Here is an 18,068-nt window from a genome sequence, read left to right on the forward strand (position 1 = left end):
CGCCGCCGGCCCGGATGCGGCGCGGCGAACGAATTGGAATGTCGGGGACGGATGCATGCCGCCAGGCGGCGGAGGCTGCAAGCGCCAAGCGCCAGTGCGCCGTGGCGACAGGCGTGCGCCGTGCGTCGCGACGGCGGCGGCAGATGGCGCGCGCGGCGTCGCAGGGATGAGTCGTGCGGACGGGCGATCTTGCGGCGATCGCAGGCGTCGTTGCTTGCGCCGGTTCAAACCGGATGCACCCCGCGCGGTGGCTCAGGAGCGCTGACTGTGTCGCGCCTGTCTTTCGTTGTCAACGCGGATTGCAGTTAAAGAATCGCTAAGAAAAACGCTGTTTTACAGGGGAAATCGACGATTCGCGCAGCTTCGGCGGCGCAGCCGTGGCGGCCTGCGGTCATCGATGTCTACGCGATTGCGTGCGCCGGTTCACAGGTCGCCGCCATGCGCCTGCAACGCCGCGATCGCGGCCAGCCCGGCGGTTTCGGTGCGCAGGATGCGCGGGCCCAGGCGCAGGCCGGCGAAGCCTGCGGCCTGCAGTGCGGCACGATCGCGCGGCGACCAGCCGCCCTCCGGGCCGATCGCGATCGTCGCGGCGTTGCCGGCGATCTGCAACGTGCGCAGCCGGTGTTCGCCCTGCGGATCGAGGGTGAGCTTGAGTTGTTCGCCGGCCACGGCCGCCGCGGCATCGGCCAGCGCCAGCGGCGCGGCCAGGCTGGGCACGCGCGCGCGGCCGGACTGCTCGCAGGCCGCGACGACGACGCTGCGCCAGTGCGCCACGCGCTTGTCCACGCGCGCCGCATCCAGCTTCACCTCGGTGCGTTCGGCCCACACCGGCACGATCGCGGCCACGCCCAGTTCGGTCGCCTTCTGCAGGATCAGGTCCATCTTCTCGCCGCGCGCCACGCCCTGCAGCAGGGTGATCGCCAGCGGCGATTCGTTGTGCGCCGGCCGCGCCGCGCCGATGCGCGCGCTGGCGCCGCGCTTGCCGGCCTGCCGCAGCTCGGCGTCGTAGTCGCAGCCGTCGCCGTTGAACAGCACGCAGCGGTCGCCCTCGCGCAGCCGCAGCACGCGCAGCAGGTGCCCGGCGACGTCCTCGGGCAGGACCAGGTCGTCGCCTTCGCGCAGCGGCAGCTCGACATGGCAGCGGGTCAGGCGCATGCGACGGCCTCGTCGATCGCGGCCAGGGTGGTCTCGGCGAGCAGGGTCAGCTGCGCATCGTCCACGCAGTACGGCGGCATCCAGTACAGCACGTCGCCCAGCGGGCGCAGCACCACGCCGCGCTGCAGCGCGGCGCGATAGGCATGCAGGCCGACCCGCGCGGACGCGGCGAACGGGGTGCGCCTGTCGCCGTCGCGGGTCAGCTCGAACGCCACCACCATCCCGGCCTGGCGCACGTCGGCCACGTGCGGATGGTCGTTGAACGGCGCCGACAGCGCGCGCATGGTCTCGGCGGTGCTGCGGTTGCGCGCGATCACGTCGTCCTCGCGGAAGATCCGCAGGCAGGCCAGCGCGGCGGCGCAGGCCAGCGGGTTGCCGGTGTAGCTGTGCGAATGCAGGAAGGCGCGCTCGCGGCTGTCGTCGAGGAAGGCGTCATATAAGTGTTGCGTGGCCAGCACCGCCGACAGCGGCAGGAAGCCGCCGGTCAGGCCCTTGGACAGGCACAGCAGGTCCGGCATCACCCCGGCCTGTTCGCAGGCGAACAGGGTGCCGGTGCGGCCGAAGCCGGTGGCGATCTCGTCGGCGATCAGGAACGCGCCGTTGGCGTCGCACAGTTCGCGCGCGCGGCGCAGGTAGGCCGGATCGTGCATGCGCATGCCGCCGGCGCACTGCAGGCGCGGTTCCAGGATCACCGCGCAGATCTCGCCCGGATGGCGGTCGAACAGGTCGGCCAGCGCATCGGCGGCGGCATCGGCGCGCTGCCGGGCGGTCTGCCCCGGCGCGGCCAGGTAGGCATCGGGCGAGGGCGCGAACAGCGCTTCGCACAGCAGCGGCGCGTACACCCGCCGGTACAACGGGATGTCGCCGACCGCCAGCGCGCCGATGGTCTCGCCGTGGTAGCCGTTCTCCAGCGCCACGAAGCGGGTGCGGCGGGTCTCGCCGCGGTTGTGGAAGTAGTGGAAGGCCATCTTCAGCGCCACTTCGACCCCGGCCGAGCCGTTGTCGGCGTAGAACACCTTGGCCAGCGGCGCGCGCCCGTCCTGGCGCGGCGCCAGCGCCAGCAGCTGCTCGGCCAGCTCCACCGCTGGCGCGTGGCTGAAGCCGGCCAGCATCACCTGTTCCAGCTGGGTGGCCTGCGCGGCGATGGCCGCGGCGATGCGCGGCTCGCTGTGGCCGAACAGATTGGTCCACCAGCTGCTCACCGCATCCAGGTAGCGGTTGCCCTCGTGGTCGATCAGCCAGGCGCCCTCGCCGCGGGCGATCGGCAGCAGCGGCAGGGTGTCCGGGTGCTCGCGCATCTGCGTGCACGGGTGCCACAACACCGCCAGGTCGCGTTGCCGCCAGGCGCCGGCAGTCTGTGATGCGGTCAGGTCTGTTAGCATTTCGCGCTCATGAACAGGTTCTTCGCTCCGTGCATTCTATCGGCCGACGCTGCGCAGCGCCGCGGGGTGCCGGCGTGAGCCGTCCGTTGCCGATCATCCATGCCTTGCGCGAGCGCGGCGAGTCCGCGATGGAGCGCAGGGTCGAGGAGCTGGACCTGGAGTTCAGCAACGGCGAACGGCGCGTGTTCCACCGGCTCAAGTCCCCGGGCCACGGCGCGGTGGTGGTGGTGCCGATGCTGGACGCGCAGACCGTGCTGCTGGTGCGCGAGTACGCCGCCGGCGTGCACCGCTACGAACTGGGCCTGGTCAAGGGCCGGATCGACGCGGGCGAGACGCCGCTGCAGGCGGCCGACCGCGAACTCAAGGAAGAGGCCGGCTACGGCGCGCGGCAGCTGCAGGTGCTGCGCGCGATGACCCTGGCGCCCACCTACATGAGCCACCAGTCGTGGCTGGTGCTGGCGCAAGACCTCTATCCCGAAAAACTGGCCGGCGACGAGCCGGAGGAACTTGAAGTGGTGCCCTGGAAACTGGCTGAACTGGATCAATTGATGTTGCGCGAGGATTTTTCCGAAGGGCGTTCGCTGGCGGCGCTGTTCATCGCCCGCGAGTGGCTGGGTCGTGCCGGATGATCCGCATCACCGCAGACCTGCGTGAAACCGTCATCGCCATCGCCATCGACGCCGCCGCGGCGATCATGGCGGTCTACGCCACCGGCTTCGAAGTCGAGCACAAGGCCGACGCCAGCCCGCTGACCCAGGCCGACCTGGCCGCGCACCGGATCATCGTCGAGGGCCTGGAGCGGCTGACCCCGGACCTGCCGGTGCTGTCCGAGGAATCGGCGCAGATTCCGTGGGAGGTACGCGAGCACTGGACCAGCTACTGGCTGGTGGACCCGCTCGACGGCACCCGCGAGTTCGTCAAGCGCAACGGCGAGTTCAGCGTCAACATCGCGCTGATCCACCAGGGCGCGCCGGTGTTCGGCGTGGTCCAGGCGCCGGTCGACGGCCGCCTGTGGCACGCGGTGCGCGGCGAGCAGGCGTACCGCCGCGACGGTTTCCGCGACACCGCGCTGAACACGCGCAGGCCGGCCACCGCGCCGCTGCGGGTGGCGGCCAGCCGCTCGCACCGCGATCCGCGCACCGACGCGCTGCTGCAGCGCATGGGCGAGACCGAAGTGATCGCGCAGGGCTCGTCGCTGAAGTTCTGCCGCATCGCCGACGGCGAGCTGGACGTGTACCCGCGCTTCGGCCCGACCTCCGAATGGGACACCGCGGCCGGCCAGTGCGTGCTGCAGGCCGCCGGCGGCACGCTGCTCGCCGCCGATACCGGCAAGCCGTTCCGCTACAACCGGCGCGCATCGCTGCTCAACGGCGATTTCATCGCGCTGGGCGACCCGGCGCTGCCGTGGCGCAGCTGGTTGGGCTGATGCGCGACCGCCGCCGCCGGCACCGGCGGCTGCCTGGACGCCGCCGCTGACGCCGCTGCGCCGCGTTTCGGCGCGGTCGTGCGCGGCAGCGGAACTGCGGGACTGGGCTGCCGAGCGCTGCGTGAGCCGTCTGCGCCGCGGCGCGTTCCCGCACGGCCTGCATCGCCCGCCACGCGGGCCGCTCTGCCAAACTAGCGGACAGGCGGCGCCGTTGCCGTCGCATCGGAACCCGCTCGTGACCGCAGCCCGCTACGACCTTCCCGCCCTGCTCGAGATCATGGCGCGCCTGCGCGATCGCGAGCACGGCTGCCCCTGGGACCTAGAGCAGGATTTCGCCAGCATCGCCGCCTACACGATCGAGGAGGCGTACGAGGTGGCCGACGCGATCGACCGCAACGACCTGGGCGAGCTGAAGGACGAACTCGGCGACCTGCTGCTGCAGGTGGTGTTCCATGCGCAGATGGCGCGCGAGCAGGGCGCCTTCGGCTTCGACGACGTGGTGGCCGCGATCTGCGACAAGATGGTGCGCCGGCATCCGCACGTGTTCGGCGACAGCCAGGTCGCCGATGCCGAGCAGCAGACCCTGAAATGGGAAGAGATCAAGCGCAACGAACGTGCGGCGGCCGGCAAGACCGACGGCTCGGCGCTGGCCGGGATCGCCCGCGGCCTGCCGGAATGGCAGCGTGCGGTGAAGCTGCAGGCGCGCGCGGCGCGGGTCGGCTTCGACTGGCCGCAGCCGGGGCCGGTGCTGGACAAGCTGCAGGAAGAACTGGAGGAGGTGCGTGCGGAGTTCGCGCGCGGCGTGGTGCAGGACAATCAGGCGCGGCTGCAGGACGAGATCGGCGACCTGCTGTTCGTCTGCGCGAACCTCGCGCGCCACGCCCAGGTCGATGTCGGTGCCGCGCTGCGCCATGCCAACCAGAAATTCGAACGCCGCTTCCGCGCGATGGAGCAGCTGGCGCAGCACGACGGCGGCGCGCTGGACGGCCTGTCGCTGGACCAGCAGGAAGCCTACTGGCAGCGCGCCAAGCGCCAGGAACGCGACGCGGCGCAGTGAAGACGCTGCTGCTGTTCGTGCTGACCGCGGTGGCCGAGATCGTCGGCTGCTACCTGCCGTACCTGTGGCTGCGCGAGCAGCGCAGCGCGTGGCTGCTGCTGCCGGCGGGCGCCAGCCTGGCCGCGTTCGTGTGGTTGTTGAGCCTGCATCCGGAGGCCAGCGGCCGCGTCTACGCCGCGTACGGCGGCGTCTACATCGCGGTGGCGCTGCTGTGGCTGTGGGCGGTGCAATCGATCCGGCCCACGCGCTGGGACCTGCTCGGCGCCGGCCTGTGCCTGCTGGGCATGGCGGTGATCATGTTCGCGCCGCGGCAGGGCTGAGCGGCGCGCCGGGGCGCCGCTCGGAGGCGGTGGCTCCTTGCAGTACGTCCGGCGCGCCGGATCCGCGTCTGCGCGTCCATCCTCTTTAATGTAGGCGCCCGCGCGGCGGCGTATGCTGTGCGCCTGCGCTGCCTGGGAGGGCCATCGCATGCGTCGCTTCGCCAGTTTCCGCGCGTTCTATCCGTTCTACCTGAGCGAGCACCGGCATCGGCTGTCGCGGCGGCTGCATTTCGTCGGCAGCGTCGCGGTCCTGCTGTCGCTGCTGCTGGCGATCTGCAGCGGCCAGCCGCGCTGGCTGTGGGCGGCGCCGCTGTGCGGCTACGGCTGCGCCTGGGCCGGGCATTTCTTCTTCGAGAAGAACCGCCCGGCGACCTTTCGCCACCCGCTGTACTCCTTCGTCGGCGACTGGGTGATGTTCAAGGACATGCTGCTCGGGCGCATCCGCTGGTAGCGCTGGCGGCGTGCCGGCGCTCGCTATACTCGCGGCGTAGTCATCCCTTGGTTAATGGAGCAACCTGATGCCGTCCACCTATTTCCTCGCGCTGGTGATCCTGGTCGCGGGCGTGATCGTCCTGTTCAAGACCGTGCGCATGGTGCCGCAGGGGTTCCAGTGGACAGTGGAGCGCTTCGGCCGCTACACCCATACCTTGTCGCCCGGCCTGCACTTCCTGATCCCAGTGGTCTACGGCGTGGGCCGCAAGGTCAACATGATGGAGCAGGTGCTGGACGTGCCCAGCCAGGACGTCATCACCAAGGACAACGCGGTGGTGCGCGTGGACGGGGTGGTGTTCTTCCAGGTGCTGGACGCGGCCAAGGCCGCCTATGAAGTGTCCAACCTGGAAATCGCCACCATCGCCCTGGTGCAGACCAACATCCGCACCGTGATCGGCTCGATGGACCTGGACGAATCGCTGAGCCAGCGCGAGACGATCAACGCGCAGCTGCTCAGCGTGGTCGACCATGCGACCAATCCCTGGGGCATCAAGGTCACCCGCATCGAGATCCGCGACATCCAGCCGCCGCGCGACCTGATCGATTCGATGGCGCGGCAGATGAAGGCCGAGCGCGAGAAGCGCGCGCAGATCCTCGAGGCGGAGGGTTCGCGGCAGTCGGAGATCCTGCGCGCCGAGGGCGAGAAGCAGGCCGCGGTGCTGGAGGCCGAGGGCCGCAAGGAAGCCGCGTTCCGCGACGCCGAGGCGCGCGAGCGCCTGGCCGAGGCCGAGGCGCGGGCGACGGCGATGGTGTCCAAGGCGATCGCCGAGGGCGACGTGCAGGCGATCAACTACTTCGTCGCGCAGAAGTACGTGGAAGCGTTCAAGGAACTGGCCACCGCGCCGAACCAGAAGTTCGTGCTGATGCCGATGGAGTCCAGCGGCATCATCGGCTCGATCGCCGGCATCGCCGAACTGGCGCGCGAGGCGCTGGGCAAGCAGCAGGCCGCGCCGCCGGCGGTGCCGCGCGGCATGCCGCCGCGCAGCGGGCTCTGAGCCATGCGCGCCGAGGTGGTGGCGTGGGGCGCGCTGACCTTGCTGCTGTTCGCGGCCGAGGCGCTGGCGCCGGGCGCATTCATGCTGTGGATGGGCTTCGCCGCCGCGGTGGTGTTCGTCGCCGTGCTGCTGATCCCTGACATCGGCCTGCTGTGGCAGATCGGCGCCTTCGTGGTGCTCAGCTTCGTCTCGATCCAGGTGTACCGCACCTGGTTCCGCGGCCGCGACCGGGTCAGCGACCGGCCGTTGCTCAACCGCCGCGCCGAGCAGCTGATCGGCCGGGTGGTGACCCTGGACCAGCCGATCCAGGCCGGCCGCGGCCGCGCCAAGGTCGACGACGCGTTCTGGGTGGTCGGCGGCCCCGACCTGCCGGCCGGCAGCGCGGTGCGCATCGTCGGGGTGGACGGGATGACGTTGCTGGTGCAGGCGGAGTGAGGCTTTAGGCCGGGATTGGGGATGCGGGATTGGGGATTGGGATTTCGCAAGCGCTGGGGATGGCGGCCCTCCTACAGAAAAACGGCTGGGCCGGGAGTGCAAAAAAGCCGCTTCTTTTCTCTAAGAAGATCGACACTTTCTTCGTCAAGTCGCTTGACAGCGATGTGCCTCGAGGCAGCATCCCGAATCCCGAATCCCGAATCCCGAATCCCGAATCCCGAATCCCGAATCCCGAGTCCCGAGTCCCGAGTCCCGAGTCCCGAAAGTCCCATTCCTTCTCCCCCGCACGGCCGGCGATAATGGGCGACTTTACCCACGGACCCGTGCCATGACCCAAAAGACCATCCTCAACGACAGCCATCGCGCCCTCGGCGCCAAGATGGTCGACTTCGGCGGCTGGGACATGCCGATCCACTACGGCTCGCAGATCGACGAGCACCACCAGGTGCGCCGCGACGCGGGCATGTTCGACGTCAGCCACATGACCGTGGTCGACCTGCACGGCGCGCAGGTGCGCGCGTTCCTGCGCCGCCTGCTGGCCAACTCGGTGGACAAGCTGAAGCTGCCGGGCAAGGCGCTGTACACCTGCATGCTCAACCCGCAGGGCGGGGTGATCGACGACCTGATCGTCTATTACATGTCCGACACGTTCTTCCGCCTGGTGGTCAACGCCGCCACGCGCAGCAAGGACCTGGCCTGGATCGGCGAGCAGGCGCAGGCGTTCGCGGTGGAGGTGCGCGAGCGCGAGGACTTCGCGATGATCGCGGTGCAGGGTCCCAACGCGCGCGCCAAGGCGATCGGCCTGCTGCGCGAGGACGATCGCGCCGCGGTGCAGAAGCTGGGCCGCTTCGCCGCGTTCGAGGCGACCTCGGCCGACGGCGTGCCGCTGTTCGTCGCGCGTACCGGCTACACCGGCGAGGACGGCTTCGAGATCGTGCTGCCGCAGGAGCAGGCGGTGGCGTTCTGGAATGCGCTGCTGCAGGCGGGGGTCAAGCCGGCCGGGCTGGGCGCGCGCGATACGCTGCGCCTGGAGGCCGGCATGAACCTGTACGGGCAGGACATGGACGACAGCGTGTCGCCGTACGAGGCCGCGCTGGCCTGGACCGTGGCGCTGGACGAGGGCCGCGTGTTCGTCGGCCGCGACGTGCTGGAGACGCAGAAGGCCAACGGCGCGCCGCGGCAGATGATCGGCCTGGTGATGGACGAGAAGGGCGTGCTGCGCCACGGCCAGAAGGTGCTGACCGCGCAGGGCGAGGGCGAGATCCTGTCCGGCACGTTCTCGCCGACGCTGGGCAAGGCGATCGCGTTCGCGCGCGTGCCGGCCGGCGAGCCGGGCGCGGTGCGGGTGGACATCCGCGGCAAGGACGTGCCGGTGCGGGTGGTCAAGTTCCCGTTCGTGCGCGAAGGCCAGGTCCAGCCCGGCGTGCTCGACTGAGCCGCCGATCGCCGCGATGCGCCGGCGCTTCTTCCCGGAGCATCCGGTTCGCTACACTAGCCGTCCATCCCCGACATCGTCCTCTTCCGGAGCAGCAGCATGAGCGAGATCCCTGGCGACCTCAAATTCCTCAAGTCCCATGAATGGGCGCGCGTCGAAGGCAACGGACGCGTCACCGTCGGCATCTCCGATCACGCCCAGGGCCTGCTCGGCGACCTGGTCTACGTCGAGCTGCCCAACGTCGGCGACGACGTCGTCGCCGGCAACGGCGTGGCCGTGGTCGAGTCGGTCAAGGCCGCATCGGACGTGTACAGCCCGCTCAGCGGCAAGGTGGTCGAGGTCAACGCCGCGCTCAGCGACAAGCCGGAGACGATCAACGAGGACGCGTACGGCGAAGGCTGGATCTTCGTGCTGGAGATCGCCGAGCCGGAACAGTTGAACGACCTGCTGACGCCGGACGACTACGCCGAGCTGCTCGAGGAAGACGGCCACTGAGCCGAGCCGCCGCGTTGCGACAGCCGAACCGGCCGCCTTGTGCGGCCGGTTTTCGTTTGGGGCCGGGTCGCCGCGGTGCGAGGCGGCGCACGACGGAACGCGGCGCGCTCCGGCGAGGCGATGGAACGGCGGCATGGGTGGCATGGGCGGCGGCGGATAGCGACGGTGGGGCATGCCGCGGACGGCGGACAGTGCTCGCGGCATGCGCGTCTGCATGCGCATCGCGGCGCAGGCTTCGATGCGCATGCGCCGCGCGCCCCGGTGCAGGGCGGCGGCGCATGGCCATGCGGATGCGGCGCGAACGCCGCGTCGGATTTTTGGCGGCGATGGTGATGCGCATCGCAATCGAGCGGCATGCGCGCAAGCGCCTGCCGAGTGGCAGCAGCGCTTGGCGCGGGCCGGGCGTCGCCGCGAGCGTGGCGCCATGCCCGCTCCGGTGCGGACGCGTTCGCTGCACGCTGCGCGCATGCAGCGTGCAGCCGCCACGACCGATGCGAACGTGTGTCGGCAGCGGCCGTGGCGATGCAACGCGATGCGACGCGCCCGTCGCATGCGCGTGACGCGATGGTGAGGAGCGCGAGGCGGACGGACGTCGCGGCGGCGACATCGCCGCCTCCGCGATGCAGTGCGAGCGCGCGCATGCGTGCGCCGCCAAGCGCCGAACGGCGCGAAAAAGTTTGCGCAGTTTTGCGCATTTGCTCTTGTGCGATGCCGGAACGGCGCATGCCGCGAAAAGTTTTTTTCAGCTTGCGGACAGGCTCGCGCGCGCGCGCTGCGCAGCCGCCGGCGTCGCCCTCGGCAGCGCGCGGAATCGCCGGTCGCGTTGGCCTATTGCAAAAAAGCACGGGAATTACCGCTGTTTTTGTTTGCGTCGAAGATTCGCCGCGGGTTCCGCGGGCGCTGCCGCCGAGCTCCGAGCGGTGCCGATCGCGGCGCTCGCCGGCGCCGCGGCACGCGATGCCTGAAAAAAAATTGCGAAGAACTGTTGACAGTAAAAAAAACCGTGATTAGGTTTCGCCCAGCAGACGTTGCTGCGAAAGCGAGTGAATCGGATCGACATTGAAACGCGAAGCACAACTTGGACATCCACCAGGAACCTGATGATGGTGGATCAGGTGTCGCTTCCCTCCGAGAAACGCAACGTCTCCCCTGGCACGGCACCCGTATCGAGCTTCGATACGGGTGTTTCTGTATCCGACCCGGCCCGCAGCGCGCGCCGGCGGATCCTGCAGGCGGACCATCGCCGCGGGTTTGCTTTAACTGGGCGTTTTCAATCCATAGTTCACTGACGAGGAGCCATCCCATGGCCACGAAAAAAGCTGCGAAAAAGAAGCCGGCCGCTAAGAAAGCGGTCAAGAAGACTGCCGCCAAGAAGCCGGCAGCGAAGAAGGTCTCGGTAAAGAAGGCGGTCAAGAAGGTCGCCAAGAAAGTCGCCAAGAAGGTCGCCAAGGTGAAGAAGGCCATCAAGAAGGCCACCGCCAAGAAGACCACCGCGAAGAAGGCGGTAAAGAAGACTGCGAAGAAGGCAGCCGCCAAGAAGACCGTCAAGAAGGCCGCCCCGAAGAAGGCGGTAAAGAAGACCGCGAAGAAGGCCACGGCGAAGAAGGCCGTGAAGAAGTCGGCTGCCAAGAAGCCGGCCGCGAAGAAGGCCGTCGCCAAGAAGGCCGTCGCGAAGAAGAAGCCGGCCGCTCGCAAGAAGAAGGCCGCTCCGGTCGCGCTGCCGGCAACGCCCGCGCCGCTGATCTGATCTGATCCATCCCGATAGCCGTACCTAAGCTCTCTCCCCGGTGCCCAGCGGGGAGGGAGCTTTTTTATGGGCGGTCTGTCGCCCTCGCCGCGCCAACCCGTTCGTCATGGCGCCGATGTGCCGATGCGCCGCCTTTACGCTGGCTGGCATCCCGGTAGCGCTGCCGCCGCCATCGCCTTCTACCGCCGCCTCGCGCGTGCCGGATCCGTCCGAATCTCCAACCCGCAATGCCAGCTGCTGCCGCTGCGCGTTCGCCAAGCGCCCGCCTCGCTGGCGCAGACGACGTGGTCGCCGACTCCGCTCGGTTTGCGGATCGTCCTTCTCCCACCGCGACCATGGCCCCCTTTTCGGGGCGGGGTGGCGTACAGCACCGGACGAGGGTGCGCGCGCAGCGACGCGTCATGTGCAGAGGCGACGTGCATCGCCATGCGCACTTAATTGCCGTGAGGCTTCGCCCGGACTCTCACCCCAACCTCTTGCCGCGAGGCTTCGCCCGGACCCTCACCCCAACCTCTTGCTGCGAGGTTTCGCTCGGACCTTCACCGCAACCTCTTGCCGCGGGGCTTCGCCTGGACCCTCACCGCAACCTCTTGCCGCGAGGCTTCGCCCGGACCCTCACCCCAATCCCTATCCCGACGGGAGAGGGGCTTCGTTCGCTCGATGGGACGTCTGCGCGAATATTCGGCTGATCCGGCGGACGCTGGCGGTGCTGGACGACGGCCGATTCGGCCAGGGCGTTTCGGCCAGCGGCTTCAAGCAGCGCTTCCGCGCGGGCGGTGTCGATGCCGCTAGCGCGCGCTGCTCCCCGGTAGGAGCGGCTTCAGCCGCGACCGTATGCCCCCGGGGTTTCGTCAACGTCGGATCGAGCGCAGTCGCCGGCTTGCATGGCGCTGCCAGCGCTTGTCGCGATGGAGCCGCCTGCAGGGCAGGTCTCGCGAAGGCAGCGCGCAGACAACAGAAAGGCGGCTTGCGCCGCCTTCCGTCGAATCGCCAGGGGACCACCCCGCCTCAGTGCGGCGAGGCGACCGACTTGGACGCGGAGGCGCCCTTCTTGTCCTTCGGGTCCGGACGCTCGGCCATCATGTTGTCGCCGCCGAAGTCGGTGTCCACGTCCAGCCAGCGCTGCGCCGGCAGGCCGATCGCGCGGTCCAGGATGGTCGGCAGCAGGCCGGAGGGCAGGCCGCTCTCGCCGTTCCACAGGATCGCCACGCCCAGGTCGCGTTCCGGCACCAGCGCGACCAGGCCGCGATAGCCCTGCACCGCGCCGGCATGGAACACCACCTGGTGGCCCGAATAATCGAAGATGCGCCAGCCCAGCGCGTAGCTGGCCGAGTTGACCCGCTCGCGGCGCCAGCCCGAGCGCATTTCGCCGGGGGTGAGGATCAGCGGCGCATGCAGGGTCGCCAGCAGCGGCGCCGGCAGCACGTCCGGACGGTGCCCGGTCTGCGCGATCAGCCATTGCGCCATGTCGCTGATGCTGGCGTTGACGCCGGCCGCCGGGGCCAGCCGGTAGTAGGTGGGCTTGGGCATCAGCGACACCCAGCCGTTGCGGCTGCGCACGTGCGGACGCGCCCAGCGCGGGCTGGCCTGGATGCCGGCCAGGCCCATGCTGGCGTCGTTCATGCCCAGCGGCTTGAAGATGCGGCGTTCCACCGACTGCTCGTAGAAGCTGCCGGAGGCGGCGAACACCACGTCGCCGATCAGGCTGAAGGCGACGTTCTGGTAGGCGTAGCACTCGCCCGGCGCGCACTTGAGCGGGGCGTAGGCGAGCTTGTGGCTGAGCGTGTAGTAGTCGGCGTTGGACTCCACGTCGCGGTCGTAGGCGTTGTAGGTCAGGCCCACGCGATGGCTGAGCAGGTCGGCCACGTTCAACTGGCGGGTGGCGACCGGGTCGCTGAGCTGGAAGCCGGGTACGTAGTCGGTGACCTTGCTGTCCCAGCGCAGGGTGCCGTCGTTGACCAGCAGGCCGGCCATGGTGCCGGCGAAGGCCTTGGACAGCGAGGCCAGGCGGAACACGGTGTGCGCATCGACCGGCTCGGGGCGGTTGACGTCGGTGACGCCGTAGCCGCGCGCGCTGATCACCTGGCCGTTGTGGACGATCGCCACCGCCAGGCCGGGCACGCGCTCGCCGTAGGTGAGCTGCTCGGCCATCGCTTCCAGGCTGGCGACGTCGAAGTCCCTGGCCAGCGGCAGCACCTTGCTGTCCGGCAGCGAGGCGCGATACGGCAGCGGTTGGGTCGGCGAGGTGTAGCGCGTCGCCTCGGTGTAGATCGGCGGCGGCAACGGCTGCGAAGGCGCCGGCGTCTGCGCGGTGGAGGACATCGCAAAGGGCAGCAATGCCCCGAGCAACCCGGTTGCCACCGGTCGAAGGAGCCGGTGCCTGCTGTTCTGTTTCATCGCGCGTGTGGCCTGTGAGGTGCTGCCGAGACCGATTCTAGCGCCGCTTTTCGCGATTGCACAAACCGGGAGAAGATGAATGGGCATCGTCTTGATCCTGCTGGTGATTTTGCCGGGCCGGCAAGGCCGGCGATGCGCTGTCCGCATGCCGGTGCCGCAAGCGCGCGGCGGTCGTGCAGATGCATGCAACCGGTGTGCCGAAGCCTGCGCGGGCGGCCTTCGGCCACGCCGCCGCCGGCCGATGCGGTGACGGCGCTGCGCCGCTGCGGGATCATGGCGCATGCCCGATCCCGATCTCGCCCCGATCCCCGCCCGCGCGGCGCCTGCCGCCGCGACCTGGCTGGGGCTGGCCTTCGTGCTGGTCTGGTGTACCGGCTATATCGCCGGCAAGCAGGTGGTGGCGCATGCCGCGCCGTTCACCGCGCTGCTGTGGCGCTTCGGCCTGACCGCGCTGTGCTTCGCGCTGGCCGCCGGTCCCTCGCGCCTGAAGGCGCTGCCGCGGCAGGAACTGGCGCGCAGCGCCGTGGCCGGGGTGCTGATGCTGGCCTTGCAGTTCGGCGGGGTGTACGCCGCATTCGCGCTGGGCACCGGCTCCGGCGTGGCCGCGCTGGTGATCGGGGCGATGCCGTTGCTGGTGGCCTGGGCCAGCCCGTGGTGGGGCGGCGAACGCCTGCGCGCGGCGCAATGGCTGGGCATGGCACTGGGCTTCGCCGGCGTCGCCACGGTCGCGGCCGACCGCATCGACGGCGCCACGCCCTGGGGCGGCTGGCTGGCGTTGCTGGTGGGCCTGTTCGGCATCGCCGCCGGCACCCTGTACCAGAAGCGGCATGCCGCGCAGCTCGACCTGCGCGTGGGGCTGGCGGTGCAGAACGCGGCGGCGACGCTGGTGCTGCTGCCGCTGGCGGCGTGGGAAGGCTTCCGTTTCCAGCCCGGCGTCGGCTTCGCCGCGGCGATGGCGTGGCTGGTCGTGGTCAACTCGATCGGCGGCTTCGCGCTGCTGTTCCTGCTGTTGCGGCGCGGCGCCGCCACCCGGGTGGCGAGCCTGTTCTTCCTGATGCCGCCGGTGACCGCGGTGTTCGGCCACGTGCTGCTCGGCGAGCACCTGACCGCGCTGAAGCTGTGCGGTTTCGCGCTGGCGGCGCTGGGCGTGTGGCTGGCCGGGCGCGCGCGCTGACGCGCGGCCGGCGCGTGCCGCTGCGCCGGCCGCGGCTCAGCCGTCGCGCAGCACGCGATGGCCGCGGATCAGGTCGGCGGCGCGTTCGGCGATCATCATCGTCGGGCCGTTGGTGTTGCCGCTGACCAGGCGCGGCATCACCGACGCATCGACCACGCGCAGGCCCTGCAGCCCGCGCAGGCGCAGCTGCGGATCGACCACTGCCTGCGCATCGCTGCCCATCCGGCAGGTGCCGATCGGGTGGTAGATGGTCTCGGCCTTGGCGCGGATGTAGGCGGCCAGGCCGGCGTCGTCCAGGTCCTCGCGCGCCGGCAGCAGCGGCGCGGCGCGCCAGGGGTCGAACGCCGGCTGCTGCAGGATGCGCCGCGCCAGGCGCGCGCATTCCACCAGCATGCGCAGATCGAAGCCGTCGGGATCGCTGAGATAGTTCGCCTGGATCCGCGCCGGCGTGCGCGGGTCGGCATCGTTGAGCGCCAGGCGGCCGCGGCTGCGCGGCTGCAGGTGGCAGGCATGCAGGGTGAAGCCGTCGCCGGGCAGCCGGTTGCGGCCGTGGTCGTCGAGCATCGCCGGCACGAAATGCAGCTGGATGTCGGCGCGCGCGTCCGGCGCCAGCGGCGAGCGGATGAAGCCGCCGGCCTCGGCGATGTTGCTGCTGCCGGCGCCGCGGTGGCCGCGCAGGAAATAGTCGAAGGCGATCTTCAGCTGGTTGCGGCGGTCGTAGCTGACGCCGGGGCGGGTGCGGTACAGCGTGCACACGTCCAGGTGGTCCTGCAGGTTGGCGCCGATCTGCGGCTGGTCCAGGCGCACCGCGATGCCGTGGCGCTGCAGTTCGTCGGCCGGACCGATGCCCGAGAGCATCAGCAGCTGCGGCGAGTTCACCGCGCCGGCGCTGAGCAGCACCTCGCGCGCGGCCCGCGCCTGCACTTCGGCGCCGCGCTGCGCGTAGGCCACGCCGACCACGCGCTCGCCTTCGAGCAGCAGGCGCAGCACCAGCGCATCGGTGACCACCTGCAGGTTGGCGCGCGCCAGCGCCGGCGCCAGGTAGGCGACCGCCGCCGAGCAGCGCGCGCCGTCCTTCTGGGTGACCTGGTACAGGCCCACGCCCTGCTGCTGCGGGCCGTTGAAATCGCGGTTGTGGGCGAAGCCGGCCTGCTGTCCGGCGGCGATGAACACGTCGGACAGCGGGTTGTGATAGCGCAGGTCGGACACGTGCAGCGGCCCGTCGCCGCCGTGCAGCGCATCGCCGCCGCGGCTGTTGCGTTCGCTGCGCCGGAAATACGGCAGCACGCCGCGCCAGTCCCAGCCCTCGGCGCCGTCGGTCGCCCAGTCGTCGTAGTCGGCGGGCACGCCGCGCACGTAGCACATCGCGTTGATCGAACTGGAGCCGCCCAGCACCTTGCCGCGCGGCCACCACAGGCGCCGATCGTTCAAGGCCGGCTCCGGCGCGGTCAGGTAATTCCAGTTGATGCGGCGGTTGCCGGTCAGCCGCGCCAGGCCCGCCGGCATGTGGATGAAGGGATTGCGGTCGCGCGGCCCGGCCTCGATCAGCAGCACCTTGCAATCGCGATCCTCGCTGAGCCGGTTGGCCAGCACGCAGCCCGCCGAGCCTGCGCCGATGATGATGTAGTCGTACACCCGCCGTTCCCCCCGTTCGTGGCGCCGACGCTAGTCGCCGTGGATAGAGCATATGCTCGGCGCGCGCCGCCGCATGCGTGCGCCGCGGCAGGCCTGGGTCCGCGTGCGGGGGCGGCGCTGGCGATGTTGCAGTGCATCGGCTACCGTGCGCGCAACCACACGGCGAATGGCAGGCCGATGCAAGCGGAAAACAAGCGCGTCCAGACCGGCGAGCTGCGCGCGGTGCTGCTGTCCTTCGTCTACTTCTTCTGCGTGCTGTCGGCGTACTACGTGATCCGGCCGGTGCGCGAGCAGCTGTCGGCGGCGGTCGGCTCGACCCAGCTGCCCTGGTTCTTCATGGCCACCTTCGTCGCCACCTTGCTGCTGACCCCGCTGTTCGCGTGGATGGCGGCGCGCTGGCCGCGGCGGATCGTGGTGCCGGCGGTGTACGTGTTCTTCGCGCTGTGCCTGCTCGGCTTCGTGCCGCTGTTCAGCGGCCAGGGCGGGCTCAGCCCGCGCGCGCTGGGCATCGTGTTCTTCGTCTGGGTCAGCGTGTTCAACCTGTTCGTGGTGTCGGTGTTCTGGAGCTTCATGGCCGACATCTGGAGCAACGAACAGGCGCGTCGGCTGTTCCCGCTGATCGGCCTGGGCGGCACCGCCGGCGCGGTGGCCGGGCCGCTGCTGACCCGCGGGTTGGTCGGGGTGATCGGCGTGGCGCCGCTGCTGGTGGTGTCGGCGGCGCTGCTCGGCGTGGCGCTGGCGTGCGTGATCCTGCTCGGGCGCTGGGCGCGGGTGCATGGCGCACGCCGCCACGATGCCGGCCACGAGGCCGCGGTCGGCGGCGGCATGTTCGACGGCCTCAAGCAGATCCTGGCCAATCCGTTCATGCGCGGCATGGCATTGCTGATGCTGCTGGGCGATTGCATCGGCACGGTCGGCTATGCGCTGATGACCGATTATTCCGGCGCCACCTTCCACAACGCGGTCGAGCGCACCCAGTTCGCCGCCAACATCGACACGCTGACCAACGTGCTGCAGGTCGCCGTGCAGATCACCGTCACCCGCTGGCTGTTGATGAAGAAGGGCGCCGGCGCGGTGATCGCGCTGTGGGCGCTGATCAGCGTGGGCACGCTGGTGGCCACCGCGCTGTCGCCCGATCCCTATGCGCTGGCGGTGTGGATCGTGCCATGGGTGGTGCTGCCGCTGGTCATCACCCGTTCGCTGACCTACGGCATGGTCGGCCCGGCGCGCGAATCGCTGTACACGCGCGTGCCGCGGCAACTGCGCTACCAGGGCAAGAACGCGGTGGATACGGCGGTGTGGCGTGCCGGCGACGTGGCCGTGGCCTCGGCGATGAACGGCCTGCGCGCGCTGGGCATGGGCGTGCCCGGTTTCGCCGCGCTGGCGGCGCTGGCGGCGACGCTCTCCGGCGTCATCGGCTGGCGCCTGGCGCGTGCGGCCGAAAGCGCCGCGCCCGCGGCGGAGACGACGCCGACGCGCTGAGCCCGCGCCGGCCGCGCAGCCACGGTGCCGGCCGCTGCGGCAACGGCTATGCTGTGCGCCTCCTTTGCCGACGGACGCGCGCATGACCCTGCTGGCCTCGATCCTGGTATGCCTGGTGGCGTTGCTGCACGTCTACATCCTGGTGCTGGAGATGTTCCTGTGGACGCAGCCGCTGGGCATGAAGGTGTTCCGCAACACGCCGGACAAGGCGCAGCTGACCAAGGTGCTGGCGGCCAACCAGGGCCTGTACAACGGCTTCCTCGCCGCCGGCCTGGGCTGGGGCGTGGTGGCGCAGCGCGTGGACGTGATGCTGTTCTTCCTGGGTTGCGTGTTCGTGGCCGGCCTGTACGGCGCGTGGAGCGTCAGCCGCCGGATCCTGTTCGTGCAGGCGCTGCCGGCGGCGCTGGCGAGCGCGGCGCTGCTGCTGGCGTATTGAGCCGG

General features: G+C 70.2%; 17 protein-coding genes. 13 read left to right on the top strand and 4 right to left on the bottom strand.

The annotated features are described in order from the left end of the window. Positions 1 to 423: 423 nt before the first annotated feature. Together AB3X10_RS06645 and bioA are read right to left on the bottom strand one after the other, a co-directional pair. Positions 424 to 1,155: a 16S rRNA (uracil(1498)-N(3))-methyltransferase gene (locus AB3X10_RS06645; RefSeq protein WP_369980123.1), complete on the bottom strand. Its 732-nt coding sequence runs from the start codon at positions 1,153 to 1,155 to the stop codon at positions 424 to 426. Further along, positions 1,146 to 2,537, bottom strand: a complete 1,392-nt coding sequence (bioA, locus tag AB3X10_RS06650) for an adenosylmethionine--8-amino-7-oxononanoate transaminase (RefSeq protein ID WP_369980125.1) — start codon at positions 2,535 to 2,537, stop codon at positions 1,146 to 1,148. Before bioA ends, AB3X10_RS06645 begins: the two co-directional genes overlap by 10 nt. 74 nt (positions 2,538 to 2,611) lie before the next feature. On the opposite strand from bioA, the gene nudE reads away from it, so the two are divergent. The 10 genes from nudE to AB3X10_RS06700 all read left to right on the top strand — a co-directional run bounded on the left by nudE (position 2,612) and on the right by AB3X10_RS06700 (position 10,939). Beyond that, positions 2,612 to 3,166: an ADP compounds hydrolase NudE gene (gene nudE, locus AB3X10_RS06655; RefSeq protein WP_369980127.1), complete on the top strand. Its 555-nt coding sequence runs from the start codon at positions 2,612 to 2,614 to the stop codon at positions 3,164 to 3,166. Further along, positions 3,163 to 3,963 (top strand): 3'(2'),5'-bisphosphate nucleotidase CysQ, encoded by an 801-nt coding sequence (gene cysQ / locus AB3X10_RS06660; protein ID WP_369980129.1) that lies wholly within the window; start codon positions 3,163 to 3,165, stop codon positions 3,961 to 3,963. The genes nudE and cysQ overlap by 4 nt, the downstream gene beginning before the upstream one ends. 277 nt (positions 3,964 to 4,240) lie before the next feature. Beyond that, the gene (gene mazG, locus AB3X10_RS06665) at positions 4,241 to 5,020 is read left to right on the top strand and encodes a nucleoside triphosphate pyrophosphohydrolase (RefSeq protein WP_369981692.1); all 780 of its coding nucleotides are present in this window, start codon (positions 4,241 to 4,243) and stop codon (positions 5,018 to 5,020) included. After that, positions 5,017 to 5,340 carry a YnfA family protein gene (locus AB3X10_RS06670; protein ID WP_369980131.1) on the top strand — a complete coding sequence of 108 codons (324 nt, stop codon included), beginning with the start codon at positions 5,017 to 5,019 and terminating at the stop codon, positions 5,338 to 5,340. Before mazG ends, AB3X10_RS06670 begins: the two co-directional genes overlap by 4 nt. Positions 5,341 to 5,488: 148 nt before the next feature. Continuing rightward, on the top strand, positions 5,489 to 5,791 hold the full coding sequence (locus AB3X10_RS06675; RefSeq protein WP_369980133.1) for an Mpo1-like protein: 303 nt from the start codon (positions 5,489 to 5,491) through the stop codon (positions 5,789 to 5,791). Positions 5,792 to 5,858: 67 nt separating this feature from the next. Continuing rightward, positions 5,859 to 6,827 carry an SPFH domain-containing protein gene (locus AB3X10_RS06680; RefSeq protein WP_369980135.1) on the top strand — a complete coding sequence of 323 codons (969 nt, stop codon included), beginning with the start codon at positions 5,859 to 5,861 and terminating at the stop codon, positions 6,825 to 6,827. Positions 6,828 to 6,830: 3 nt separating this feature from the next. Next, positions 6,831 to 7,262: an NfeD family protein gene (locus tag AB3X10_RS06685; RefSeq protein ID WP_369980137.1), complete on the top strand. Its 432-nt coding sequence runs from the start codon at positions 6,831 to 6,833 to the stop codon at positions 7,260 to 7,262. A gap of 328 nt (positions 7,263 to 7,590) precedes the next feature. After that, complete coding sequence (gcvT, locus tag AB3X10_RS06690; protein ID WP_369980139.1) at positions 7,591 to 8,697, top strand: glycine cleavage system aminomethyltransferase GcvT; 1,107 nt, start codon at positions 7,591 to 7,593, stop codon at positions 8,695 to 8,697. 99 nt (positions 8,698 to 8,796) lie between these two features. Then, on the top strand, positions 8,797 to 9,192 hold the full coding sequence (gene gcvH, locus AB3X10_RS06695) for a glycine cleavage system protein GcvH (protein ID WP_369980141.1): 396 nt from the start codon (positions 8,797 to 8,799) through the stop codon (positions 9,190 to 9,192). A 1,303-nt stretch (positions 9,193 to 10,495) separates the two neighbouring features. Beyond that, positions 10,496 to 10,939: a histone H1-like repetitive region-containing protein gene (locus tag AB3X10_RS06700; protein WP_145702052.1), complete on the top strand. Its 444-nt coding sequence runs from the start codon at positions 10,496 to 10,498 to the stop codon at positions 10,937 to 10,939. A 1,008-nt stretch (positions 10,940 to 11,947) separates the two neighbouring features. On the opposite strand, the gene AB3X10_RS06705 is transcribed toward AB3X10_RS06700, so the two are convergent. Next, positions 11,948 to 13,300 carry a serine hydrolase domain-containing protein gene (locus AB3X10_RS06705; RefSeq protein ID WP_369980144.1) on the bottom strand — a complete coding sequence of 451 codons (1,353 nt, stop codon included), beginning with the start codon at positions 13,298 to 13,300 and terminating at the stop codon, positions 11,948 to 11,950. Between the two features lie 316 nt (positions 13,301 to 13,616). On the opposite strand from AB3X10_RS06705, the gene AB3X10_RS06710 reads away from it, so the two are divergent. Further along, a complete protein-coding gene (locus AB3X10_RS06710) occupies positions 13,617 to 14,510 on the top strand; it encodes a DMT family transporter (protein ID WP_369980146.1) in 894 nt (297 codons plus the stop codon). Between the two features lie 36 nt (positions 14,511 to 14,546). Here AB3X10_RS06710 and AB3X10_RS06715 read toward each other — a convergent pair whose 3' ends face one another. Continuing rightward, on the bottom strand, positions 14,547 to 16,145 hold the full coding sequence (locus tag AB3X10_RS06715) for a GMC family oxidoreductase (RefSeq protein WP_369980148.1): 1,599 nt from the start codon (positions 16,143 to 16,145) through the stop codon (positions 14,547 to 14,549). Positions 16,146 to 16,268: 123 nt separating this feature from the next. On the opposite strand from AB3X10_RS06715, the gene AB3X10_RS06720 reads away from it, so the two are divergent. Together AB3X10_RS06720 and AB3X10_RS06725 are read left to right on the top strand one after the other, a co-directional pair. After that, complete coding sequence (locus AB3X10_RS06720) at positions 16,269 to 17,627, top strand: NTP/NDP exchange transporter (RefSeq protein WP_369980150.1); 1,359 nt, start codon at positions 16,269 to 16,271, stop codon at positions 17,625 to 17,627. Between the two features lie 82 nt (positions 17,628 to 17,709). After that, on the top strand, positions 17,710 to 18,063 hold the full coding sequence (locus AB3X10_RS06725) for a DUF1304 domain-containing protein (protein ID WP_369980152.1): 354 nt from the start codon (positions 17,710 to 17,712) through the stop codon (positions 18,061 to 18,063). Positions 18,064 to 18,068 lie beyond the last annotated feature (5 nt).

The sequence above is a fragment of the Xanthomonas sp. DAR 80977 genome (assembly GCF_041240605.1).
GTDB lineage: Bacteria > Pseudomonadota > Gammaproteobacteria > Xanthomonadales > Xanthomonadaceae > Xanthomonas_A > Xanthomonas_A bundabergensis.